The following is a 21811-nucleotide window of genomic DNA, read 5'->3' as shown; positions in this document are numbered from 1 at the left end:
GGGGCTTTGCGCTGTGGCTAAACAGACTGTCGGACATTGTGAACTGTGCGGCCGGCAGGATGTCCTGCTGACAGAACACCACCTGACACCAAAGGAAGAAGGCGGCACCTTCCTGCCGACCGCGATGCTATGTATTCCTTGCCATAAGCAGATCCATGCCTTATACACGAATCAGGAGCTTGCGGCCAGGCTGTCCGGCATTGAAGAGCTTCGGCGTGATCCGCAGCTTGCAAAATTTGTGAAGTGGATCAGAAAACAGCCGGCAGCCAAGCTGGTTAAAACAAGAAAAGCAAATGAACGAAAAAAGAAACGATAGCAAAAAGCAGCCTCCTCTTGGCAGAGTGGCTGCTTTTTATCCATTTCCAACCATATCCTGATCGCTGACATCGGGGTCTATATAGTTTGTTGCGTTTACTGCGTTGTTTAAAATAAGGAAATCTCCTGTATTTCCTGCTCCCGAACCGAGCGCAGATTTTGAGGAACTCTTAGGAGAAAGGTAAAAGGAATCACCAAAGTTTACGACTCCGCCCGATATGGAATTGATAGCTATAGGCCCGACAATTGCTGGCATAAACGACACCCTCTATAGAAGTCTCAAGAGCATTATATGTCAGCTCTGGGACGATTGTGAGTTTGAGAACGGAATCTCTCGGATATGTTTGACTCTCGCATCGCCGCACACCGCCGAAGCAGACCCAATATGAAAAACAGAGGAAGAAGACACCCCTTGTATGTTCACGCTGCGGACACGAATTGAGGGGACTTCATGACAAAAGGCGCTCTGTATACCGGTTTCCGGAAGAGGCTTCACTGCAGGCTGCTGAAATATTTGATATTCGTCTCTGTTAAAGGAGCCTTCCTTTGCCTCATACAAAGGGATATACCGTTGTACGGCGAAAACTTTTACATTCATATCAATTTCATTTGTATCGCCGGCTTGAAAAACACTTGAGATCCCGATCGAGTTTATTTTTGCAAACCTGAGGTGTGATAACCGTTTAAGCATTATTATTCAGGCGCCAGCGGAACTAATTGTCCGATAATAAGTGATTCCGGCGGTGTATCGAAAATAGAAGACAAATAAATAGAGTCCGTATCCCCGATAATAAATAAAGAAGAACTGGACACCCCGTCGGTGCGAATATCTCCGATTTCAAGCTTTCGATTGACGACTGTAAACATCATGATTGATCATCACCTTTCATTTCCGGGGGAATATGTTCAATAAAGTGTTCAATAGCCCGGATGATATCGCGCTTCACATGCTCTGCAATCTGCTCTGCGTATTGTGCAGGCGGCATATTCTCTTCTTTTTTTATATGAGATACATAGTATCGAATCCGGCTGTCCATTTGTTTTCTGATATCTTCAATAATATGATGCCTGTTTGTGTCGTCCAGTCTGCTTTCATACTGATTCTCAAGCTGTTCTAATACCGATGGAATGTCCTCTGACAGGTACATATCGACGTTTTGCCGGATTTGCTGCATAAGCTGTGCAGATTGCTCTTGCTGCATGATTCCGATGCCCGGAGGCGTTTGGCTCACCTCGAAATTCTGGACACCGTCCGGATCTGTCGGGTTTAAGCCGATATTCAACGTGCCCTCCAGCCGTTCGATTTTCAGCTGGTCGAATTTATATTCAACACGCTCTATATTGGTGGCAGGCCGCTGTTTCATATTCTCCATGGAGGATTGGATTTCTTTAAGTTCCCTTTCAAGCTGCTGGATATGCACAGCTTGCTGCTGAACAAAGGAATTTAAATTTTGTAAGTATGATGAAACCGATTGATCATACATGTTTTATTCACACCCCGCATTCATTTGTAGACATTAACGGCTTGGCGCCTGCAGCGGCACGAATGGAGTAGAGTCGGAATCCTCTGACGTTACGGCTCCGCCAGGGGAAAGGGAGGGAGCCGCTTCAACATAGCTACCTGTGTTGTATAAGTTAGAAAGTGATTTAATCGAGCCCGCGCTGCCGATCTGCAGCACCGAGGAGTTGCTGACGGATTCCACCCGCAGATAATTGATTTGGATGGTCTGATTAATATAAAAGTTCATGAAGCATGCACTCCTTTAAGCATTGCCCGCGATCGGCTGATCGACCATATCTTTATCGTACACATTGGTCGTATTTTTGTAATTTGTAAGCGTGAGATTGTCTCCTGTAATAAAGCTGCCCGCACCTGCAAATGTCTTGACCTGGCTTTGGGGGGAAATGGTGATGCAATCGCCGATATGAACGACTCCGCTCGTACCGACTGCATTAATTTTAAACGCTCCGACAATCGCTGGCATACGGGCACATCCTTTATTGTAAAAATGAGGCAAAACAAGTAAAGTGAGTAAGGATATACATCCATTTGGGCTATTCACTATAGCTTATGACAAATGCACATTTTTGTGAGCGAAAAAATAAAGGAGAACGTAAAAATGAATCAAAGTCCTGCGCCAACGCAGTCCGATGAGCGGATTGTATCGCTTGATTTGCTGAGGGGAATCAGTATATTAGGGATTCTTCTTGTGAATATTTTTGATTTCAAAGCGCCGATGGCCCAAACGATGACAATCGTCCAGAGTATGCCTGGAACGATTTCCTATTGGTGTGAAGCGCTGATTGCCATTTTTATTGAAGGAAGTTTTTATCCGCTGTTTTCTTTCCTTTTTGGGACGGGTGCGATCCTGTTTTATGAGAGAATCCGCGCCAAAGGGCTTTCATTTGGGGCATTTTACACAAGAAGACTGCTCGTTTTAACAGCGATCGGCATCCTTCACGCGGTTTTTGTATGGTCTGGCGATATATTGTTTACATATGGCATCCTCGGTTTTCTGCTGTTTTTCTTTCTGAAACGGAAGAAGTCTGTGCTATTGATTTGGGCGGTGTGCTTATATTGTATTCCTTACGGGATTCTATCTCTTTTGATGCTTCTCATGCTGCTGGTTCCGGCGGAAGAGATGCAGGATCTGCTTGATGCGCCTGATCAGACGGCGGCGATTTTGCAGCATGGAAGCTTTGGCGACATTACCGCTTTTCGATTCAGCGAATGGCTGACGGAAAATGCGGCGGTGCTGCCGCTCTCTGCTTGTATCATCGTGCCTTGTTTTCTTATCGGTATTTATGCTTATAAAAGAGGATGGTTTGAAAAAGAAATATCCGCGGGTGTAAAAAGTGAATTGCTCGTGCTGATGTGGTGTTCGTTAGCCGCCGGTCTGATGCTTAAGCTTATTCCCGTGTGGTTTGGCTGGAATATGACATGGATTTACATACAGCAGATGGCGGGAGGGCCGATTCTTGCCCTTGGCTATGCTTCTGGATTCCTGCTGTTATGGAATAAAAAGCGGCAGGCTGGCTCTGTTCTTCGCATGTTTTCCTATGTCGGCAGGCTGTCGCTGACTCAATATTTGTTTCAGACGATTTTTTTAAGCCTGTTTTTTTACGGCTACGGATTAGGGTTCTACGGGATGTTTTCTTCAGCGGAAATGCTTGGTATCGCGCTGATTTTTTATGCGTGTCAGCTGGTATTCAGCAGATTATGGGTTAAAAGGTTCCGCTATGGTCCGTTCGAATATGTATGGCGGAAGCTTACCTACTGGCGTCTTCCCGCTTTTCGGAGGGAATAATGTCCTGCTTAATGCCATCATTTAAGAGGTTGTCCAGCTCTTGGCTGCATTGAATCGCCTCTTTGGAATTCATGCCGAATTTTTGGGCTGTCTCGATTAAAGTCATTCTCTTTTCTTCAATTTTTCTGTTCATCATGACGGTCTCCAACTCTCGAATTTATTTTGGAAAACGGAGGATATGGTTAGTATAACCTATTTTTGTATAAAAGGTTTTCTTTCGTCAATATGACAAAAAATGCGACAAAATTTTATGTTAAAAGAAAGCGGGCCCGGATAAGAGACAGCTAGAGTGTGGCCAGCTGTAGGTGCAAAAAGGCCTGCCGCTGTTCGATATCATGTAAGATTTTTGTCTGTTCCCGTTCTAATGAGGCGCAGGTGCCGCTGATATATGGGTCGCCGCTAATCCGCGGGCAAATGTCAAGGTGCCACTCTCTGATTTTCTGAGACAGACGGTCTATCGTAAATTCCCTTGTTAACACATTTTTTAATAGAGCGTGATACTGTGCTTTAAAGGCGGGAATAGCGAGCAGTCTGGCAGCCAGCGTTTGACCGTTTGCAAGCAGCATCTCATCGTCTGCCAATGTGTTCAAGACAAGCTCTCGCGACTCTTGCGGCACGATTTGAAAGCGGCCGGCGTCGCCGTTTAAATAAAGGGCGAAATGGGATGAGTGCCGGGTGCAGGCGCTTCCGATCAGCCATAAGTAAAAAAGCTTCACATCAAGGTATGTTTTGATGCGCACGGCAAATTCGTCATCAGCCGCTGAATGAATAAAGGAAAGAAATTCTTGTAAGTATGCGTCATGCATGGGTGTGTTCATATTGCTCAAAGCATTAAAAAGTCCATTCACTGTGCCAAAGAGCGGAATTCTCGGGTCGGTATAGCGGGCTTCGTAAATCGCCCCCCGCGGCATATGGCGCTCCTTTAAGAAATGGTCGTCAACCGCTTCGATTTTGACATAAATGCCTTCTTCCCGGCCATTTATATGAAGAAACACAGGGGAAGCAAGAGGAGAGAGAACGCCGATTTGGCTGAAAAAGTGATAGGCCAGCCTTCGTCTGATAAGTGAGGGATCATGCTCCTCCGCGTTCAAATATATCGTCCTTTTTCCGTGCAGCGCGTTCTCATATTCTATTACATAAGATTTCTTATTCAGGCCGCCCCGGTTTGTGATAAGAATACGTGAGGCTGCAGATTCTGAGACGAGCAGGCCGGCTGTTGAGCCTTTGCTTTGTATCTGCTGCGGATGAAAATATAGACTTATCGTTTCCATATTCTTTTCCTTTCCTCCTTTACGCCATATGTATGATATGTACAAGGAGCATGTCCCGAAACTGTGCATCTCGTTATTCTTTGCCTAAACTCATGACGGAGAAAAAAGGGTTTCTCATTTTTAATAGAGAATAAAATAAATAGCGCGTTTTTGATATAAAGACGATGGGGGAATAAGATGAAATTTGCGACAGGGGAACTATACAACCGAATATTTGTCGGCCTGATTATTGATGATCACAAAATTATGGATTTGCAAAAGGCTGAAAAAAAACTGTTTGAACTTGAAACAATTCCGAATACGCTTGCGGAATGCATTGCAGAAGGAGACAAATTTGTGGCGCATGCCCGCCAGCTTGCGGAATGGGCCAAAAAACCAAATGATGAGCTAGGTTCATTTATTTATTCACTGTCAGACGTAAAACTGCACGCGCCTATCCCTAAGCCATCTAAAAACGTGATGTGTATCGGGAAAAACTATAAGGATCATGCGATTGAAATGGGGAGTGAGGCAGACATACCCGAGTATCCGATGGTATTTACAAAGTCGCCGACAACCGTCACAGGGCACGGCGATGTGATCAACTGCCATTCACAAGTCACTGCACAGCTTGATTACGAGGGGGAGCTTGCGGTCGTCATCGGCAAAAGCGGGACACAAATCTCTAAGGAAGAGGCGTATGACCACATTTTCGGATATACGATAATTAACGATGTCACAGCCCGTGACCTTCAAAAAAAGCATAAGCAATTTTTCATTGGCAAAAGCCTTGATTCTACCTGTCCGATGGGACCGGTGCTTGTACATAAATCATTGATTCCGGACCCTCAGTGCTTACAAGTTGAAACGAGAGTCAACGGCGATTTGCGCCAGTCCGGCTCGACAAGCGATATGATTTTTTCGATTGCGGAGTTAATTGAAACGCTGTCGAAGGGCATGACGCTTGAAGCAGGGGATATTATCGCGACAGGAACGCCGTCCGGTGTCGGCAAAGGATTTACCCCGCCGAAGTTTTTACAGGCGGGAGACAGCATTGACATTACCATTGAACCAATCGGGACTTTATCAAATCGTATGGGCTGATTGTCCGGCCTGTCTTTATGAGAAATTCATTTTGTTGCCGGGGACAAGTTCATGGTACTATAAGTGGGGTATATTTATCTGATAGGGGGAAACGTGTATGACACACATGCATATTGCATCATGGATCGTGGCGTTGATTTTGCTTTTCGTCAGCTACGGGCTTTATTCTTCTGGGAGTGCGAAAGGCGCCAAAATCACTCACATGATCCTGAGATTATTTTATATTCTCATCATTTTGACAGGCGCTGAGCTATTTATCCGGTTCGCCAACTTTAACGGAGAATACGCAGGAAAAATGCTGCTCGGCATTATCACGATCGGCTTAATGGAAATGATCCTCATCCGCAAGAAAAAAGAGAAATCAACTGGAGGCTTGTGGATCGGTTTTATCATTGTTCTCGTTCTTACTGTTTTACTCGGTTTGCATTTGCCGATAGGCTTTCATTTGTTTTAAAAGATGATCCGGTTAAGGGACAAAATCCTTAACCGGGTTTTTTTATGCTCTCAGGAAACGATGTGCACAATATTTTAGCAAGTTCATATAAATTCCAAAAATATTTAAAATTACCTTAAATGTCCCCTTGAATAACTCCGAATCTGTTAAATTATGATACTCTTCAAAAAGAATCAGAATTTTTCAGGAGGTTATGAAATGAAACGAACAAAAGTGAGTTTTTTCTGGGCGTCGGTTTTGATCTTTACGCTTGTCATCAGTCTCTTTACGCCGTTCAGAGAAGTGTCTGCTTCAGGCAGTACGATTGAAGATGCCTCAATTTTGGAAAATGGAAAAGAACAAACCGGAATGCTAAAGGAGCCGGAGCAGTCTCAATGGTACCAAATCTCTCCGGGAAAAGATGAAATCTTCAACGATTCTCATATGGCATTGTCGGTTAAAAGTGAGTCCTTTTTAAATGTAAGCGTTTATGCCAGCAAGGAAAAAGCGCAAAAAGATGAAACCTTTGATATGTACCGCTCTTATACTGCGCAAGAAGGAAAAAGTGAAATCAACATTCCTCATGCCTGGAAGGGGCCTTACTACATAAAGGTGGAGTATGTCGGGGAAGAAACTGAAGACGGGGACGCGGTTGTTGCTGAAAATGGCGAACCCGACAAAACTGCGGAAGCGGCGTACACCATCAGCTACAAAGGAACAAAGCTTCAGCCGGCTGATCTTGAAGAAGAGTCTTGTCCGGTGGAAATGAGTGTTGACCAGAAAAAGTCAGGTAAAGACATCTTAAAGCAGCTGAGAGCCATTCGTGATGACCAGCTGAATCAAACGGCTCTAGGTAAACAGATGTCCGGCCTCTATTATAAGGCAGCTCCGTTCATCGTCGCTAAACTTGCTCTGAATAAAGAGACGAGAAATGCGGTATATCAGGATCTTGTGACGCTGCAGCCAATGTTCAAAGATGTATCTGAAAATGGCGCGGATTCTTCGTATACTATAACGGAAAACGATCAAAAAGCGATAACTCGCCTGTATGAAACGGCAATAAAATCCGTTCCTTCTTTCCTGAAAGAAGACATGAAAAAACAAGCGGAGCAATTGAAAATAAATCAAGTAAAGGGAAAGACGGCGGGAGCATTTTTGACAGAAAACAAGCTGGCGCCTGAAAGCAACGTTCAGACCGGAAAAGTCATCTTTAAAGTGAAGGATAATAAGAGCCTTCAGTCCGTAAATAATGAAATGAAAGGCTTTACGGCCAGCGCGCAATCGAAAAAAGATATAGAAAACGTGAAAAATGCAAAAAAACTGTTCGATAATCTCTATTCGTTCGAACTGCCGAAGGATCAAAAACAAAACGGGTCGTATACAGCAAGTGCAAAAAGAGTGAAGAGCGCGGCTTCTTCTTTATCAAAAATGTCCAATGTAGAGTTTGCTGAACCTGTACAGGAATACAAAAGTCTGTCTAAGGATATTCAATACTCCTATCAATGGCCGCTCAAAAATAACGGAGAAGACGGCGGCGTGAAGGGGGCGGATGTGAAATCTGAATCGGCAAATGCCCTGCTTGCAAAACGCAAGCTGAATGACACGTTGATCGCTGTTGTGGATACGGGCGTTGACAGCACTCTTTCAGATTTGGATGGGAAGGTAAGGACGGATTTAGGGCGCAATTTCGTCGGACGAAACAATAATGCGATGGATGATCAAGGACATGGAACACATGTCGCCGGTATTATCGCGGCAGAAAGCGGCAATGGGTATTCAATGGCGGGTTTACATGCCAGAGCAAACATTATACCTGTTAAAGTGCTCGATTCCACAGGGGCCGGAGATACTGAGCAAATCGCGCTCGGCATCAAATACGCGGCTGACAAAGGAGCAAAAGTCATCAATTTGAGCCTGGGCGGGGGATACAGCCGGGTGCTTGAATTTGCGTTGAAGTATGCTGCATCCAAAAATGTCACGATCGCGGCAGCAAGCGGAAATGATGGAGAAAACGAGCTGTCGTATCCTGCTTCTTCTAAATATGTAATGTCAGTCGGAGCAAGCAACCGCATGGATATGACGGCTGATTTCTCAAACTATGGAAAAGGGCTGGATATCACAGCGCCGGGTTCTGATATTCCAAGCTTGGTGCCGAACGGAAACGTGACGTATATGAGCGGAACTTCAATGGCGACGCCATATGCCGCTGCGGCCGCCGGACTATTGCTTTCTCAAAATCCGAAGCTGAAACCGAATGAAGTTGAGGATATTCTGAAGCGTACAGCTGACGATATTTCCTTTGACAGTGTGGACGGCGGAGAAGAAGAACTGTATGACGAAAACGGTGATCCGATTGAAATTCCTCATATTCCCGGCGTTGACTGGCATTCCGGCCACGGCCGTTTGAATGTGATGAAGGCGGTCAGCGCGGTAGATTTACAAATGAAGATCAACAAGCTTGAAGATACGCAGACAGCCGTCCGGGGAACAGCAAAAGCAGGCACGGCAGTTGAAGTTAAAAATGGCAAGAAAAAGCTGGGCACCGCAAAAGCCGGAAAAGACGGCAAATTCAAAGTTAATATTCCAACCCAGAAAAAAGATCAAGTATTGCATATCAATGCCTCATTGGGTGATGCAAAAACGTCTGTCAAAACAGTTGTGGTAAAAGGCAAACCATCAGGCGCTCCAAAAGTAAATGGAGTGAAAGCGAAAGACACGGCAGTAAAAGGAAAAGCAAACAGTAAGGCAGAAATCAAGGTCAAAAATAAATCGAAAAAGGTCATAGCCTCTGCAAAAGCGGATAAAAAAGGAGCGTTTTCTGTAAAAATCAAAAAACAAAAAGCAGGAACCGTCCTTTATGTCACGGCGGCCGATACAGATAAAAAAGAAAGCAAAGCGGTAAAAGTGGTTGTGGAAAAATAGAAAAAACAGGCGGAGCTTCGGCGGCCGCCTGTTTTTTTTATTCAGTTCCGTCCCGCTGAACAGCGGAGTACATAATGGATCGTTTCCCATCCGACGCGGTCCATTCAAACCGGTCGTTTGAGGAGGACCCTCTGCTGTAATGATGCTGCAAGGCGCACTGGGCTTCATCATTTGAAAAATGATAAAAGGATACGCCCTCTTCTTCTTCCGGACTGCCGCCTGAAAATAAACCTTTATTATAAGAAAATACACAGTCAAATACAGATAAGCCGAAGACACGCAAATGCTGTAAAAACGCAAGAAAGGTCTCATCATCAAGCGAATCCAAAAGAGCCATTAACGGACGCTTAATCGACTTTTCATAGCGGATGCTTTCCCCGCCGGAAAGCGGAATACGCCGTCCGTCACGGATCACGGCAAAGCTGCTTGAAATGCCGGATTTCTCCCATACTCCGTTAAGCTGAATATAAACGGGGGCATTCGGAAGGCTTTCGGCAAGCAGCATATCGCCTTCCTCATTTTCAATGACGCATATCCCGTCTTCTACGATGATTGTTCCATATTCCCATTTTCTTTCTTCTGTAAATAAATACTGTTTTCGCTTCATAGAATGGGGTAATCTCCTTTTTTATTTCATCCTCACCGTTCTTTCCAATTCAGGCTTGTCTCATACAAGTCTTTATGGGACAAATCAACTATAAGCCTATAGATGCATAAGCTAAGAAAGGTGCTGAAGGATACGAATTTGATACCGAAAGAAACGGGATTGGAGCTGATATTACATGTGCGGTATTACGGGTTGGGTCGATTTTAAAAAGCAGCTCGTCCAAGAAAAACAAACGATGAACAAAATGACAGACACTCTTTCCAAACGAGGACCTGATGATACAAACGTTTGGGGAAAGCATCATGTTTTATTCGGACATAAAAGGCTTGCTGTTGTGGACATTGAAGGCGGGCGCCAGCCGATGGCTTGTACCTTTCAAGGAAATACGTATACCATCATTTACAATGGTGAACTGTATAATACAGAAGATTTGCGAAAAGAACTGCAGGCTCGCGGCCATCGGTTCGAACGGACTTCTGACACGGAGGTCTTGCTGCACAGCTATATTGAATGGCAGGAAGAATGTGTTCATCGCCTGAATGGCATTTTTGCCTTTGCCGTTTGGGATGAAAAACGGAATCAGTTATTTGCGGCGAGGGATCGGCTCGGCGTGAAGCCGTTTTTTTATACGGAGAAAGGTTCTTCGTTTCTATTTGGCTCCGAAATCAAAGCCATACTCGCCCATCCTGGTGTGCCGGCCCGCGTGGACAGAAACGGGCTTGCCGAGATATTTGGGCTCGGCCCGTCTAGAACCCCCGGCATGGGTGTATTTAAAGGGATAAAAGAAGTTCGTCCCGCACACGCACTGACCTTTACAAAAGACGGGCTGAATATGTGGCGCTATTGGAATGTGGAAAGCAAGAAACATACAGACAGCTTTGGCGAGACTGTCGCAAACGTAAGGTACTTATTTAAAGACGCGGTGACACGGCAGCTCGTGTCGGATGTGCCGGTCTGTACGTTCTTATCCGGCGGGCTTGATTCAAGCGCCATCACTGCCATTGCAGCAGGCCATTTTGAAAAAGAAGGAAAAGGCCCACTTCATACTTATTCGATTGATTACGAGGAGAACGACAAATTTTTTAAGGCAAGCGCGTTTCAGCCGAACGACGATGGCCCGTGGATTGAAAAAATGACAGAAGCATTCGGCACACAGCATCACAAATGTGTTATCAGCCAGGCAAAGCTTGTTGAATATTTGGAAGAGGCTGTGTATGTGAGAGATTTACCGGGAATGGCGGATGTTGATTCTTCTTTACTGTGGTTTTGCAGGGAGATGAAAAAAGACTTTGTCGTCGGCCTCTCCGGGGAGTGTGCGGATGAAATATTCGGCGGGTATCCGTGGTTCCATACTGCTGATGCGGAGGCGGGATTTCCGTGGATGAGATCTACAGAAGAGCGGATTACCCTGTTACAAGATTCGTGGCAAAATAAGCTGAATCTGAGAGAATACGTGAATGCCAAATATGAAGAAACCTTGGCGGAAACGCCGTTATTAGACGGAGAAACCGGGGAAGATAAAGTGAGAAGACAGCTTTTCTATTTGAATATGCTGTGGTTTATGACAAATCTATTGGATCGCAAGGATCGGATGAGCATGGGAGCAAGCCTTGAAGTGCGGGTTCCGTTTGCCGACCACCGCCTTGTGGAATATGTATGGAACATACCGTGGGAGTACAAAATGCATGATCAGCGGGAAAAGGGGATTTTACGCAAAGCGCTTGAGGGGATTTTACCAGACGAGATTTTGTACCGCAAAAAAAGCCCTTATCCAAAAACCCATCACCCGGAATACACAAGAGCAGTCAGTGAGTGGCTGAAACAACTTCTGAGCCAGAAAGATTCGGTGCTTCACACGCTTCTGAACAAAAATAAAATGGATCAGCTATTAGAAACAGAAGGTTCATCCTTTCAGGTGCCTTGGTTTGGGCAGTTAATGAAGGGGCCGCAGCTGATTGCGCATCTTGCTCAAATCCATACATGGTTTGAAGCATACCGCATTGATATAGACGAATAAAATTTATATGCCGGTTCCTGATAAGGAATCGGCATATGTTTTATAGATAAAGGACGAGCTTCGGGATACGATGATATGTGACAAAGCCGCAAAAACATAATAGACTTGGAGAAGAATTTTGGAAAGGAGTGAATACGAATGGCTGATATCAAAAGAGCCTATCAGCAATGTGAAGAAATCACAAAAACGCATGCCCCGACATGTTATCAAGCATTTACGTTCCTTCCGCTGAAAAGAAGGCAGGCGGCCTGTGCGGTTTATGCTTTTTGCCATACAGCTATCACGATAGACGATAAAGACGAGCTGTCTGCATTAGAAAGAGATGCGGAACAATGTCTCGCCGGTACATATGAAGAGAATCATTTTTTGTGGGCAGCGCTTGCCGATGCTTTCCGGCAGTTTGCGTTAGAAGCGGAACCTTTTCGGGAGTTCATCGCCGGTATTCATGAAAATAACGAAAAAACGAGATTTGAAACGCTCGATGAATTGCTCATGTTTGCATATCAAACGGGGAGCACAGCCGGATTGATGCTTTTGCCGATTCTCACCAAAAGAAATAAAGAAAAACTTCGCCAGGCTGCCGTATCCCTCGGCTTGGCTATCCAGCTGACCCGAATGCTGCGGGATGCCGGTAAGGATTTCCGCCGGAAAAGGCGTATTTGTTTTCCTCAGCAGGCGATGCGGGAATTCGGCTATACAGAAGATGATTTTTGCAATGAGACGGTTAATAAGGCCTTTGTTTCAACATGGGAGTATGTCGCCTTTGAAGCGGAAGCGTATGCCGAGGAATGCTTTGACGCAATGTCCCTCTTTCCTCGATATTCCCAATCATCAGTAAAAGCCGCAGCTTCTTTATATAAAGCCGTTTTAGACAAAATCAGAGCGGAACATTACGAGGTTTTTACCAAGAATATGGCGCTGACGGAAAAGGAAGCAGATGTCATCCTGCAGCAGCTTGAAAAAAATCCCGGCTCTCTTTAGAGACCGGGATTTATGCTATTCCTTTTTGAATCCAAATTCGGGAGCGCCATCTTCTGTACATTAAAATTCCTCTGATCCATTCATCTGCGATAAAGGAAATCCAAACGCCGGCTAGGCCGAATCCTAAATGGATGCCGAAAAGATACGCGAGCGGAAGTCCGATGCCCCACATTGAAATCATCGCCATGTAGACCGGAAACTTTGCATCACCAGCAGCACGCAAGGAGTTGATGATGATGACATTAAATGAACGGCCGGGTTCAAGAATAATCGTCATGACAATCAGCATGCTTGCTGTTGCGATAATATCAGGGTTCTGGCTGAAGATGCCGATGAGCTGTTTGGAAAACAGAGACATGATAACTGAAGTTCCCGCAGCGATTCCGAGCGCCCAATACAGGCTTTTCATACAGCGGTCATAGGCATCGTCAAATTGTTTGGCTCCGATATAACGGCCGATTAAAATCTGTGTTCCTTGACTGATGGCGGTCCCAAACAGCAGGATAAACATTGTGATGTTTTGTGTGTATACTTTTGTAGTGAGGGCCTGTGCGCCCATAATGGCGATAAAATAGGTAATCACCATTTGTGAAATGTTGTAGGAAAGCTGCTCCCCGGCAGAAGGAATTCCGATTTTCAGCAGCTTGCGCAAATGCTCTTTATGCACGTGAAACACTTTTTTCAATGTCAACGTTAGATTGATGCGTTTATTAACAATTACGATCATAGCAATTAATCCGATGACGCGGGCGATGGATGTTGACATGGCCACGCCGGCCACGCCGAGAACAGGCAATCCGAACGGCCCGAAAATGACGAGAAAGTTACCGGCAATATTTAAAACGTTCATGCCGATGGTGACAAACATTGTATCTTTTGTATAGCCGTAGCTCTTTAAAATCGCACTGAACGTCATGATTAACGCCTGAATAAACGAAAGGCCTCCGACAACTTGTAAAAAGATTTTCGCATCGGGCATCAGGTCATTGGTCAGCCCCATCATATGCAGCATCGGAACGGCTGCCATAAACACAGCGGCGCTGATGACGAGACTGATAACAAAGTTAGCCCCGATGGATACGTAAGCGACCTCTATCGCTTCTTTCTTTCGCTTTGAGCCCAAAAATTGAGAAATAATGATAGTCGTTCCTGTAGCGATAAAGCTGAACATCACGATAATTAAATTCAAAATCTGGTTGCTCACACCGACCGCAGCCACGCTGTTATCGGAATATTGACTGAGCATCAGAGTGTCGGCATTCCCCATAAACATATATAATGAAACCTCAATAAATATCGGCCAAGTCAGCGAAAATAATGAGAGTTTTTGATCAGCAGGTTGTTTCAATGCAGTTTGACGTAAGACAGCCTGTTTCATAGCGCTACCCCTTTCTTTTTAAAAAAATCAACGTTTTAAAGTGTACCGCCATTTCCTTATAATAAAAAGGGAGAGAGCCGAAACTTCTTGCAATAATCCGACTTAAAAAGGAGGATGAAAAAAGTGCCGCGCATCATGTTTACAGTGCCGCCTTTTCCGGTCTTTATCGCAGCCGGTGAAGGTGTTTTTAAAAAAGGCGAAATGCATGCGAGACGAATTTTTTCCGTATTTGATCTTATCTATGTAAAACAAGGAACCTTATATATAACAGAAAATGACCAGACCTTCTCGGTGGGAGGAGGCGAATATATTTTGCTGTCGCCCGGCTTGGAGCATTTCGGTTCAAGGGGCTGTGAAGAAAATACTTCCTATTATTGGCTTCATTTCGACGAAAAAGGGTATGAATTCACGCAAAAAGGCGGGAACAATTGGGCGGAGCTGCTGCAGGAAAAAGGCAGCTTTGAAGAGCCGGCCCGCTACCGCCTGGCCTTGCCTCGCAAAGGAAAGGTGCAGCGTCCGCTATTTATGGAAAAACAATTTGACAGCTTAATGGATTACACTGCTGAAAACTCGGATTTGCCGCTTCGCAAGCAAATCCTGTTCGAAGAGCTTTTGCTGCATCTCCAAAAAGAGTCATTTCAGATTCCGTCAGCTAAAGAGCGGGTCGCATGGGACGCCGCCAGATACTTGCAAGAGCATTATAAAGAGCGGGTGACGATAAAGGACCTCTCTTACGCGCTCCACTATCATCAGGATTACGTGACCCGCTGTATGCAGCAAGTGCTCGGAGTAACTCCGGGCCAATATACAAACAAGGTGAGAATGACAGAGGCGAAGCGCCTGCTGTCTTCAACAAATGACAAAATGGGGGTTATCGCGGAAACCATCGGAATGGAGGACCCGACTTATTTTTCAAAGCTCTTCAAACAGACTGAAGGCGTGTCTCCGATTGAATACCGTAAAATTGTAAGCCGGAAAATCGAGTAGTTACTTTTCAATATTTGACAATAAAGTGAATGTTTTATAGAAACATTTCGTATGTGCACCTTCTCTTGGTAGGATAGAATAGGGCGGTTTCTATTCGTCTGAAAGATAAGAGGAGGTGCTGATTTGTGGATAAATCTGAAACGGTTTTCAGTTTTGAGCAAAGTCGTGTCACAATTAAAGATTATATCAAGCTTGTAAAACCGGGAATTATTATATCAAACTCAATTGCCGCATTCGGCGGGTTTTGGATCGCGTATGTGAGTTCAGAAAAAGCTTTAACAGGTTCCGCGTTTTTTTTGACCATGCTGGCGGCTATGATCGGAACGGCGTTTGTTATGGCTTCAGGCACAGTATATAACAATTATTTTGACAGAAAGATTGATGCCAAAATGGCCCGTACACGTCATCGGGCATCTGTCACTGGGAAAATGTCTGCGGCCTCGATTATCACTTTTGGTACATTCTTAGGAATAGCCGGACTGGGGATGCTGGCGGCCCTGAATGTGTTAACCGCTGTTTTAGGCTTTTTAGCTTTTATTTTCTATGCCGTGATTTATACGATCTGGTTTAAAAGAACGTCCGTCTGGAGCACGGTTGTAGGGAGTTTTCCGGGAGCCGCGCCGCCATTGATGGGATATTGCGCTGTGGCGGGACAAATAGACATGACAGCAGTTGTACTGTACGCCATTATGTTCTTATGGCAGCCTCCTCATTTTTGGGCAATCGGCATCAGGCGAAAAGAAGAGTATCGAGCGGCAGGCGTCCCGCTGTTGCCGGTTGTAAAAGGCAATCATGTGACAAAAATAAGCATACACCGTTATATTACAGTGCTTGTTCCCGTTACACTTTTGCTTTCCTTTTATGTCGGCCTTCATCATTTGAGCCCGCTCTATTTTATTTCTGCCTTAATCCTCGGATTCATATGGATATATAAAAGCTATCAGGGATTTAAAACGGATGATGATGTTCAATGGTCAAAGGGTATGTTTATCTATTCTCTTTTTTATTTTTGTATATTGTTTTTCATTATGATGATCGACTCTTTCGTCATGGCTTTTTTTGTACAATGATAAACGATGCCTCATACCCTGATCCGTCCACCTTCCGCAGCCCTGTTCTTTTCTGATAAAATAATGAAACACGAAAATGGTGAAGGAACGGATGAGGGATTTAAAATGAAAAAAACAATTTATGACGTGGCAAAAGCGGCAGGCGTCTCCATTACAACAGTATCGCGTGTCATTAACAATACCGGCAGAATCAGCGTGAAAACCCGGCAGAAGGTGATGGCCGTCATGAAAGAAATGGATTATCTGCCTAATGTGCATGCCTCCGCGCTGACAGGAAAACGCTCGAATATTATCGGCCTGCTGACTCCGGACATATCGAATCCCTTTTTTGGCGAGCTGGCAAAAAGCATTGAAGACAGGGCAGACGAGCTTGGTTTCAATATCATTATTTGCAGCACGGATCATGATTCGAAAAAAGAATCGAAATACTTCTCAATTCTCAAGCAAAAAAGCGTGGACGGTATCATTTTTGCAACCGGAATTGAAAATCATGACAGCATGTCCGCATTGAAAGACATCGTCAATGATGATATCCCGCTTGCCATGATTTCTCAAGATAAACCGCTCGTTCCGATGGACATTGTCATTATCGACGATTTTCTCGGCGGCTATGTGGCAACGAACCATTTGCTGTCCTTGGGCCATAAAAAAATCGCCTGCATCATGGGGGACGGCTCCACAACAGGTGAAAAAGACAGGATGAAAGGATTTCGGCAGGCTATGCAGGAGGCGGATGTGCCGATTGATGATTCGCTCTTTGTCCCAACAGTATTTTCATTGAAAAGCGGGAAAGAAGAAGCGGGCAAATTGTTTGATAGAAGCATGCCGACCGCCATTTTTGCATTTAACGACGTTTTGGCGTGCGCGGCGATTCAGGCAGCGAGAGAAAGGGGAATCAAGGTGCCGGAGGATCTGTCCATCATCGGATTCGATAATACCGTTCTTGCAGAAGTGGTCGATCCGCCGCTTACCACGATGTCTCAGCCGATTCCTGAAATGGGCCGCCTAGTCGTCGAACTGCTTGTTGATGAAATGAAAGGAAAGAAAACGGCAAAACAAAAAATCATGTTATCACCCGAGCTTGTCATCAGACATTCTACCGCTAGATTAAAAGAAATTCCGCCAGTCCGGCTTTCATAGCGGTCTTTTTTTTGTGAAAATGAATGTGTGAGAAAACAAAAAACATATTGCGAATTGGAAAAAGGCATTATAGAATGAAATCATCTCATTGAGAAAGCGCTTGCGCAAATATAAGAAAACCGTTAACTCGGTCATATGATGCTGAAACAGTACTTTATTTTATCTAGATTATAAAGCGCTTTCTTCAAGGTTAATCCCGGACGGAATCATCACATGTAAAAGCTTCGGCGGCCGGGTCAGACAACATAAGGAGTTGATTGGCAATGACAAATCAAGTAAGATGCGCGGTGTTGGGGCTAGGGAGGCTTGGTTACTATCATGCAAGAAACATCATCAACGAAGTACGCGGAGCAAAGCTCGTCAGCGTATGTGACCCTATGAAGGGAAGGGCCGAGCAGGTCGCCGAAGAGTTCGGCTTGGAAAAATGGACGGATAATCCGGATGTGATTTTGGAAGATCCTAATATTGACGCCGTTATCATTGTCACCCCGACAAGCACCCATGCAGAGGTGATCAAAAAAGCCGCGGAACACGGCAAGCAAATCTTCGTTGAGAAGCCGTTGACGCTGAACCTTGAAGAATCAAAAGAAGTGATAGAAAAGGTAAAAGCAACAGGCGTCATCTGCCAGGTCGGCTTTATGAGGCGATTCGATCCCGCATATGCAGATGCAAAAAGGCGCATAGACGCCGGAGAAATCGGCAAGCCCATTTACTTTAAAGGCTTTACGAGGGACAGCGGTTCACCCCCTCCGGAGTTTATTAAACACAGCGGCGGCATTTTTATTGACTGCTCGATACACGACTACGACATTGCTCGTTATGTGATGGGAGCCGAAATCACCTCTGTTTCCGGACATGGCCGGATTTTGAACAATCCGTTTATGGAAGAGTACGGTGACGTTGATCAAGCGTTAACCTATCTTGAGTTTGATTCAGGTGCGGCCGGTGATGTTGAAGCAAGCAGGACCTCCCCTTACGGACATGATATCCGAGCGGAAATTATCGGGACAGAAGGCAGTATATTTGTTGGAACATTGCGAAATCAGAATGTGACGATCCTAACGTCAGCAGGCAGCAACTATGAGATCATACCAGATTTTCAAACTCGTTTTCACGAGGCATATTGTTTAGAACTCCAGCATTTTGCTGAATGCGTTCAAACAGGAAAACGTCCGCTTGTCACCGAGGTCGACGCAACGATCAATTTAGAAATCGGAATAGCAGCAACCGACTCATACAAAACCGGCAAACCTGTAAAGATCCATATGGATAAAATTCAAGCGTATGTGTAACACACCAAAGCGCCCTTGCAGCAGGACAATGCCGGCTTTGAAAGATGGAAGAGAAAGTGGAAAATGATTCAAACGGAGGCGTCACGCTTGGGATTGCTCCGATCAGCTGGGCGACGATCTTCCGGAACGAGACGCGACCCGCTGGAAGTATTGAAAACCTATTTTAATAGAATCAGATATGTGCATGTAAAGGACGTAAGAAAGGACATTTTTTATGAGGTTCAAGAAAAAAATCTGGATTTCCGGCAGGCTGTCCGTAAAGGGGTTTTTACGATGCCCTGCTCGGGAACGGAGATTTTGATTTTTTTGCCCATTGTGAAAGGGTTGGCGGCAAAGGCAGTACAGCCCGGCTAGGTCATCGTTGAAGCGGAACAGGACCCGGCAATCTATGGTCCTTATGATTATGACAAACGGGCAAAAACATATATGGCCGGTTTGCTTGTTCGTGAACGAAACAGATAGCGGGCTGACAGTCGAAAATCTAGCTTACGATTGCCAGCCGCGTGTCTTACTGTTTCGATTTATACAAATATTGGATATAATCAGTTGCGATTCCTGTATGCCCCAGTTGCCGCAGCATCGCCGTAATATTCCCGCGATGATACGTACCGTGGTTGACAATATGCTGCATGATTTCTGCGTATGTGGTGTCAAGCGTGCCGTAGTGCTCATGATAAATGGAAAAGGGCTGGTCCAAGTTTTTCTGGCGGGTGAAAAAATCGTTATACTGCCCGTTTAAAGCCAAAAACTGATTTTCAATCGCTCCGAGTTGCCCCTGAATACCTTGAAATTGGCTTAGACCGTTAATAGCGTCTTGAAAAGAATCTCCTAAAAGCGTTCTGAGCCATAGGTGATCTGTTTGGCACATGTGAAACAGCACTTCATTTATGGAAGAAAAAACACTCTTTGTTTCTTGATTGGCAATGTCGGCCGGCAGGCTTTTTATGTGTTCAAAAATCCGTTTGTTCGCCCATGTGTGATACTGATAAAGCTGTTCTATATTATTCATCTGACTCCCCCTTACAATTATTATTCTCTTTTTTATTCGGCATTTCCTTTTTTTAAAACAGCAGTACGGCCCCGAAATAAATTGCAGCCCCTACATCACCAAAGCTGAACATTGATTTAATACGATCATCAGTCCTCCGGCGTATCCAGTGTTTAAAACATTCGCCCGGCCAAAACCAGACGATAAACCAAACCCAAGAAACGGCAATGCAAGACAGCGTATATAACCATTTATCAAGCCCAGTGTGTTGATGCGATTGGGTGCCGATCACACCGGCAGTGTCCAAAATGGCGTGCGGATTTAAGGAAATCGCTGCCGCAAATGCGGCTTGTTTTTAGCGCTGACGTTCTTTTGCGTCTCATCCGGATACGGCCGGCTGTGCCATGTCACCCAGCCCATATAAGCAAGAAACAAAAATCCGCACGTAAGCATGATCGTTTCAAAGACGGGAATCTGCTGCACAACAACCGAAACTCCCGCGACAGCTGGAACAAATCAAAAGGGTGTCGCAAATCGAAGCGGTTAAGGCGGCGGGAAAAGCGCTCCATACTGTGCTTTCAAAACAGCGGAGACAAGAAATGATTCGGCTGACAACAAACGAGCGGCTGCCAATCATTGAGGACGATGTGTACGGAGATTTGTGGTTTGAAGAAAAGACGCCGCCTCCAATATAGCCGACGGATAGGGAAGGAAATGTCCTGTATCTGGGCACGTTACCAAGACGGTGAGTACGGGACTTCGCATCGGCTGGGTGACCGGATCTGAATCGGTGATTGAGAGGCTGGCTGATATCAAAATGCAGGCAGATTAAGGTTCAAGCGATTTGTCCCAGTGGGCTTCGGCAAAGTGGCTGTAAGAAGCTCGTTATGAAGAGCATCTTGCGTGGCTGAGGAAAGAGCTGAAAGCCAGCAGAGATGCAACGCTCCGTTTTCTGCAGCGATATGCGGGAGATATCGCCCGGTGGAACGTTTCCGCAGGCAGTTTCTATATTTGGGTGACGTTTCATCGGCCGCTCCCTACAGACGGTTATTTAACCAGGTGCTGGCAAAAAACGTTCTCCTGAATCCCGGTTCAGTATATGATCCAGATGACCGGCAAAGCTTGTGGCTGTCTTATTCATACGCCGCCCTTCCTAATATCGAGAAGGGCATTAAACGGCGCGGCAATTGATGTCCGAGCACACGAACTAAAAAGGGGGCTCCCTGTGTTCATTTCTCTTATGTAATGACCGCGCCGAGTGCTCTGGCGAATACGATTGCCTGTTGCGGAGTTATTTTGCAGCCTTTCAGCTTTTCAAGTGAAACATGAATCTGTTCAAACCTGCAGCTGCTGATGTCCATTTTTTGAAGAGACGTCCCGATAAAGTTTGCGCCCTCCAAGTCACACGAATCAAAATGTGTGTGCTGCAAGACAGCGTCATTGCATTCACATTGTAAAAGTGAGCATTGATCAAAACGAACCTGCTTCATATTAGAAAAAAGGAACGAACTGAAATTGGCGGGGCACTGGCTGAACAAAACATTCCGCATGGTTGCTTCCGCCAAATTGATTCCTAGCAGCTTTGACTGTCTCCATTCGGTTCTATGGATAATAGCGCCGCTAAAATCGGCATTAGACAGATCGCACTTTTCAAACAGCACATCGGTTAATTCAATGTTCCGGAATGAGACATCAATAAATGCCACGTTTCTGAAAACCACCTGATCTGCGCATATTCTTTCAATGTCTTCCCCAATGATCGAACAATCTTCAATCAGGCACATCTCGAGTTGATCATCTTGCGTCAGCCCCTCGTCGAAGCTGGCTGCTGTAAGGGTTTCCGGAATTCGGGGTTTTTGAATGGCGCTTGTATTCATCTGATGACATCCTTTACTGATCTTGCGGCAAGATACTCCGCTGAGACATTTTTTTAGAGTTTGATAATAAATTGCAAAGCTATGCGATACATATAGTTAAATGAGCGCCTTTTAAGGCTGGTGAAGTTTAACCGCAGCAGCC

The 21811-nt window shown here is 45.1% G+C and carries 24 protein-coding genes and 2 pseudogenes; 13 read left to right on the top strand and 13 right to left on the bottom strand.

Translation table 11 applies throughout. The features are described 5' to 3' along the window. Positions 1–13: 13 nt before the first annotated feature. Positions 14–316 (top strand): HNH endonuclease family protein, encoded by a 303-nt coding sequence (locus GXP75_RS04240; RefSeq protein WP_106045311.1) that lies wholly within the window; start codon positions 14–16, stop codon positions 314–316. A 36-nt stretch (positions 317–352) separates the two neighbouring features. On the opposite strand, the gene GXP75_RS04235 is transcribed toward GXP75_RS04240, so the two are convergent. The 6 genes from GXP75_RS04235 to GXP75_RS04210 are packed head-to-tail and all read right to left on the bottom strand — an operon-like array spanning position 353 to position 2300. Beyond that, complete coding sequence (locus tag GXP75_RS04235) at positions 353–571, bottom strand: spore germination protein (RefSeq protein ID WP_003327676.1); 219 nt, start codon at positions 569–571, stop codon at positions 353–355. Between the two features lie 39 nt (positions 572–610). Further along, positions 611–1006: a spore germination protein GerPE gene (locus tag GXP75_RS04230; RefSeq protein ID WP_003327675.1), complete on the bottom strand. Its 396-nt coding sequence runs from the start codon at positions 1004–1006 to the stop codon at positions 611–613. 2 nt (positions 1007–1008) lie between these two features. Then, positions 1009–1185 carry a hypothetical protein gene (locus GXP75_RS04225; protein ID WP_010788172.1) on the bottom strand — a complete coding sequence of 59 codons (177 nt, stop codon included), beginning with the start codon at positions 1183–1185 and terminating at the stop codon, positions 1009–1011. Beyond that, complete coding sequence (gene gerPC, locus GXP75_RS04220) at positions 1182–1799, bottom strand: spore germination protein GerPC (RefSeq protein ID WP_061571172.1); 618 nt, start codon at positions 1797–1799, stop codon at positions 1182–1184. The genes GXP75_RS04225 and gerPC overlap by 4 nt, the downstream gene beginning before the upstream one ends. 33 nt (positions 1800–1832) lie before the next feature. Further along, entirely contained in the window at positions 1833–2063 is a 231-nt protein-coding gene (locus GXP75_RS04215; RefSeq protein WP_003327672.1) for a spore germination protein GerPB, read from the bottom strand. Positions 2064–2078: 15 nt separating this feature from the next. Then, positions 2079–2300, bottom strand: coding sequence for a spore germination protein (locus GXP75_RS04210; protein WP_003327671.1), 222 nt, complete (start codon positions 2298–2300; stop codon positions 2079–2081). A 135-nt stretch (positions 2301–2435) separates the two neighbouring features. On the opposite strand from GXP75_RS04210, the gene GXP75_RS04205 reads away from it, so the two are divergent. Continuing rightward, the gene (locus GXP75_RS04205; RefSeq protein ID WP_214918047.1) at positions 2436–3623 is read left to right on the top strand and encodes a DUF418 domain-containing protein; all 1188 of its coding nucleotides are present in this window, start codon (positions 2436–2438) and stop codon (positions 3621–3623) included. Here the strand turns inward: GXP75_RS04205 and GXP75_RS04200 are convergent. Both GXP75_RS04200 and GXP75_RS04195 read right to left on the bottom strand, forming a co-directional pair. Continuing rightward, on the bottom strand, positions 3586–3756 hold the full coding sequence (locus tag GXP75_RS04200; protein ID WP_061571173.1) for an aspartyl-phosphate phosphatase Spo0E family protein: 171 nt from the start codon (positions 3754–3756) through the stop codon (positions 3586–3588). The two genes, GXP75_RS04205 and GXP75_RS04200, sit on opposite strands and share 38 nt — an antisense overlap. 151 nt (positions 3757–3907) lie before the next feature. After that, positions 3908–4894 (bottom strand): CotH kinase family protein, encoded by a 987-nt coding sequence (locus GXP75_RS04195; RefSeq protein ID WP_242556191.1) that lies wholly within the window; start codon positions 4892–4894, stop codon positions 3908–3910. A gap of 177 nt (positions 4895–5071) precedes the next feature. Here GXP75_RS04195 and GXP75_RS04190 point away from each other — a divergent pair, with 177 nt between their 5' ends. From GXP75_RS04190 to GXP75_RS04180, 3 genes are all read left to right on the top strand, one after another. Next, entirely contained in the window at positions 5072–5977 is a 906-nt protein-coding gene (locus GXP75_RS04190; protein ID WP_242556190.1) for a fumarylacetoacetate hydrolase family protein, read from the top strand. Positions 5978–6074: 97 nt separating this feature from the next. Beyond that, positions 6075–6431, top strand: a complete 357-nt coding sequence (locus tag GXP75_RS04185) for a YisL family protein (RefSeq protein WP_003327665.1) — start codon at positions 6075–6077, stop codon at positions 6429–6431. A gap of 198 nt (positions 6432–6629) precedes the next feature. Beyond that, positions 6630–9332 carry a S8 family peptidase gene (locus GXP75_RS04180; protein ID WP_242556189.1) on the top strand — a complete coding sequence of 901 codons (2703 nt, stop codon included), beginning with the start codon at positions 6630–6632 and terminating at the stop codon, positions 9330–9332. Between the two features lie 37 nt (positions 9333–9369). Here GXP75_RS04180 and GXP75_RS04175 read toward each other — a convergent pair whose 3' ends face one another. Continuing rightward, the gene (locus GXP75_RS04175) at positions 9370–9939 is read right to left on the bottom strand and encodes a DUF2777 domain-containing protein (RefSeq protein ID WP_061571178.1); all 570 of its coding nucleotides are present in this window, start codon (positions 9937–9939) and stop codon (positions 9370–9372) included. A gap of 175 nt (positions 9940–10114) precedes the next feature. On the opposite strand from GXP75_RS04175, the gene asnB reads away from it, so the two are divergent. Next, positions 10115–11956 carry an asparagine synthase (glutamine-hydrolyzing) gene (asnB, locus tag GXP75_RS04170; protein ID WP_242556188.1) on the top strand — a complete coding sequence of 614 codons (1842 nt, stop codon included), beginning with the start codon at positions 10115–10117 and terminating at the stop codon, positions 11954–11956. A gap of 138 nt (positions 11957–12094) precedes the next feature. Continuing rightward, positions 12095–12937 (top strand): phytoene/squalene synthase family protein, encoded by an 843-nt coding sequence (locus GXP75_RS04165; RefSeq protein WP_242556187.1) that lies wholly within the window; start codon positions 12095–12097, stop codon positions 12935–12937. A 10-nt stretch (positions 12938–12947) separates the two neighbouring features. Here the strand turns inward: GXP75_RS04165 and GXP75_RS04160 are convergent, their stop codons facing one another. Next, positions 12948–14315 carry an MATE family efflux transporter gene (locus tag GXP75_RS04160; RefSeq protein ID WP_242556186.1) on the bottom strand — a complete coding sequence of 456 codons (1368 nt, stop codon included), beginning with the start codon at positions 14313–14315 and terminating at the stop codon, positions 12948–12950. Positions 14316–14438: 123 nt separating this feature from the next. Here GXP75_RS04160 and GXP75_RS04155 point away from each other — a divergent pair, with 123 nt between their 5' ends. The 5 genes from GXP75_RS04155 (at position 14439) to GXP75_RS04135 (ending at position 19158) form a co-directional block, all read left to right on the top strand. Then, positions 14439–15302, top strand: coding sequence for an AraC family transcriptional regulator (locus GXP75_RS04155; protein WP_003327658.1), 864 nt, complete (start codon positions 14439–14441; stop codon positions 15300–15302). Positions 15303–15427: 125 nt separating this feature from the next. Further along, positions 15428–16372 carry a heme o synthase gene (gene cyoE / locus GXP75_RS04150; protein WP_242556185.1) on the top strand — a complete coding sequence of 315 codons (945 nt, stop codon included), beginning with the start codon at positions 15428–15430 and terminating at the stop codon, positions 16370–16372. Positions 16373–16477: 105 nt separating this feature from the next. Then, a complete protein-coding gene (locus tag GXP75_RS04145) occupies positions 16478–17512 on the top strand; it encodes a LacI family DNA-binding transcriptional regulator (protein WP_242556184.1) in 1035 nt (344 codons plus the stop codon). Between the two features lie 263 nt (positions 17513–17775). Beyond that, complete coding sequence (gene iolX / locus GXP75_RS04140) at positions 17776–18804, top strand: scyllo-inositol 2-dehydrogenase (RefSeq protein ID WP_242556183.1); 1029 nt, start codon at positions 17776–17778, stop codon at positions 18802–18804. Positions 18805–18867: 63 nt separating this feature from the next. Then, positions 18868–19158 carry a hypothetical protein gene (locus GXP75_RS04135; protein WP_241779379.1) on the top strand — a complete coding sequence of 97 codons (291 nt, stop codon included), beginning with the start codon at positions 18868–18870 and terminating at the stop codon, positions 19156–19158. Between the two features lie 154 nt (positions 19159–19312). Here GXP75_RS04135 and GXP75_RS04130 read toward each other — a convergent pair whose 3' ends face one another. Both GXP75_RS04130 and GXP75_RS21570 read right to left on the bottom strand, forming a co-directional pair. Further along, positions 19313–19813 carry a DinB family protein gene (locus GXP75_RS04130; RefSeq protein ID WP_061571186.1) on the bottom strand — a complete coding sequence of 167 codons (501 nt, stop codon included), beginning with the start codon at positions 19811–19813 and terminating at the stop codon, positions 19313–19315. Between the two features lie 52 nt (positions 19814–19865). Next, positions 19866–20363: pseudogene (locus GXP75_RS21570) on the bottom strand (LysE/ArgO family amino acid transporter); the annotation flags it as partial. On the opposite strand from GXP75_RS21570, the pseudogene GXP75_RS04115 reads away from it, so the two are divergent. Then, positions 20362–20983 (top strand): annotated as a pseudogene (locus GXP75_RS04115) (aminotransferase class I/II-fold pyridoxal phosphate-dependent enzyme); the annotation flags it as partial. The pseudogenes GXP75_RS21570 and GXP75_RS04115 sit on opposite strands and share 2 nt — an antisense overlap. A gap of 47 nt (positions 20984–21030) precedes the next feature. On the opposite strand, the gene GXP75_RS04110 reads toward GXP75_RS04115, so the two are convergent. Further along, positions 21031–21669 carry a pentapeptide repeat-containing protein gene (locus tag GXP75_RS04110; protein ID WP_242556182.1) on the bottom strand — a complete coding sequence of 213 codons (639 nt, stop codon included), beginning with the start codon at positions 21667–21669 and terminating at the stop codon, positions 21031–21033. Positions 21670–21811 lie beyond the last annotated feature (142 nt).

It is taken from the genome of Bacillus sp. HU-1818, assembly GCF_022695965.1.
GTDB lineage: Bacteria > Bacillota > Bacilli > Bacillales > Bacillaceae > Bacillus > Bacillus atrophaeus.
The sequence above is the reverse complement of the archived record's forward strand: the minus strand, read 5'-3'. Positions and strand labels throughout refer to the sequence as shown.

What these genes read in the sequence shown, in the direction of transcription:
- GXP75_RS04175 (WP_061571178.1), bottom strand. Translation starts at nt 9,939, where the DNA reads ATGAAGCGAAAACAGTATTTATTTACAGAAGAAAGAAAATGGGAATAT.
- GXP75_RS04210 (WP_003327671.1), bottom strand. Translation starts at nt 2,300, where the DNA reads ATGCCAGCGATTGTCGGAGCGTTTAAAATTAATGCAGTCGGTACGAGC.
- GXP75_RS04145 (WP_242556184.1), top strand. Translation starts at nt 16,478, where the DNA reads ATGAAAAAAACAATTTATGACGTGGCAAAAGCGGCAGGCGTCTCCATT.
- GXP75_RS04180 (WP_242556189.1), top strand. Translation starts at nt 6,630, where the DNA reads ATGAAACGAACAAAAGTGAGTTTTTTCTGGGCGTCGGTTTTGATCTTT.
- GXP75_RS04205 (WP_214918047.1), top strand. Translation starts at nt 2,436, where the DNA reads ATGAATCAAAGTCCTGCGCCAACGCAGTCCGATGAGCGGATTGTATCG.
- iolX (WP_242556183.1), top strand. Translation starts at nt 17,776, where the DNA reads ATGACAAATCAAGTAAGATGCGCGGTGTTGGGGCTAGGGAGGCTTGGT.
- GXP75_RS04185 (WP_003327665.1), top strand. Translation starts at nt 6,075, where the DNA reads ATGACACACATGCATATTGCATCATGGATCGTGGCGTTGATTTTGCTT.
- GXP75_RS04165 (WP_242556187.1), top strand. Translation starts at nt 12,095, where the DNA reads ATGGCTGATATCAAAAGAGCCTATCAGCAATGTGAAGAAATCACAAAA.
- GXP75_RS04225 (WP_010788172.1), bottom strand. Translation starts at nt 1,185, where the DNA reads ATGATGTTTACAGTCGTCAATCGAAAGCTTGAAATCGGAGATATTCGC.
- GXP75_RS04195 (WP_242556191.1), bottom strand. Translation starts at nt 4,894, where the DNA reads ATGGAAACGATAAGTCTATATTTTCATCCGCAGCAGATACAAAGCAAA.
- GXP75_RS04160 (WP_242556186.1), bottom strand. Translation starts at nt 14,315, where the DNA reads ATGAAACAGGCTGTCTTACGTCAAACTGCATTGAAACAACCTGCTGAT.
- GXP75_RS04215 (WP_003327672.1), bottom strand. Translation starts at nt 2,063, where the DNA reads ATGAACTTTTATATTAATCAGACCATCCAAATCAATTATCTGCGGGTG.
- GXP75_RS04200 (WP_061571173.1), bottom strand. Translation starts at nt 3,756, where the DNA reads ATGAACAGAAAAATTGAAGAAAAGAGAATGACTTTAATCGAGACAGCC.
- asnB (WP_242556188.1), top strand. Translation starts at nt 10,115, where the DNA reads ATGTGCGGTATTACGGGTTGGGTCGATTTTAAAAAGCAGCTCGTCCAA.
- gerPC (WP_061571172.1), bottom strand. Translation starts at nt 1,799, where the DNA reads ATGTATGATCAATCGGTTTCATCATACTTACAAAATTTAAATTCCTTT.
- GXP75_RS04130 (WP_061571186.1), bottom strand. Translation starts at nt 19,813, where the DNA reads ATGAATAATATAGAACAGCTTTATCAGTATCACACATGGGCGAACAAA.
- GXP75_RS04135 (WP_241779379.1), top strand. Translation starts at nt 18,868, where the DNA reads ATGATTCAAACGGAGGCGTCACGCTTGGGATTGCTCCGATCAGCTGGG.
- GXP75_RS04110 (WP_242556182.1), bottom strand. Translation starts at nt 21,669, where the DNA reads ATGAATACAAGCGCCATTCAAAAACCCCGAATTCCGGAAACCCTTACA.
- GXP75_RS04190 (WP_242556190.1), top strand. Translation starts at nt 5,072, where the DNA reads ATGAAATTTGCGACAGGGGAACTATACAACCGAATATTTGTCGGCCTG.
- GXP75_RS04230 (WP_003327675.1), bottom strand. Translation starts at nt 1,006, where the DNA reads ATGCTTAAACGGTTATCACACCTCAGGTTTGCAAAAATAAACTCGATC.
- GXP75_RS04235 (WP_003327676.1), bottom strand. Translation starts at nt 571, where the DNA reads ATGCCAGCAATTGTCGGGCCTATAGCTATCAATTCCATATCGGGCGGA.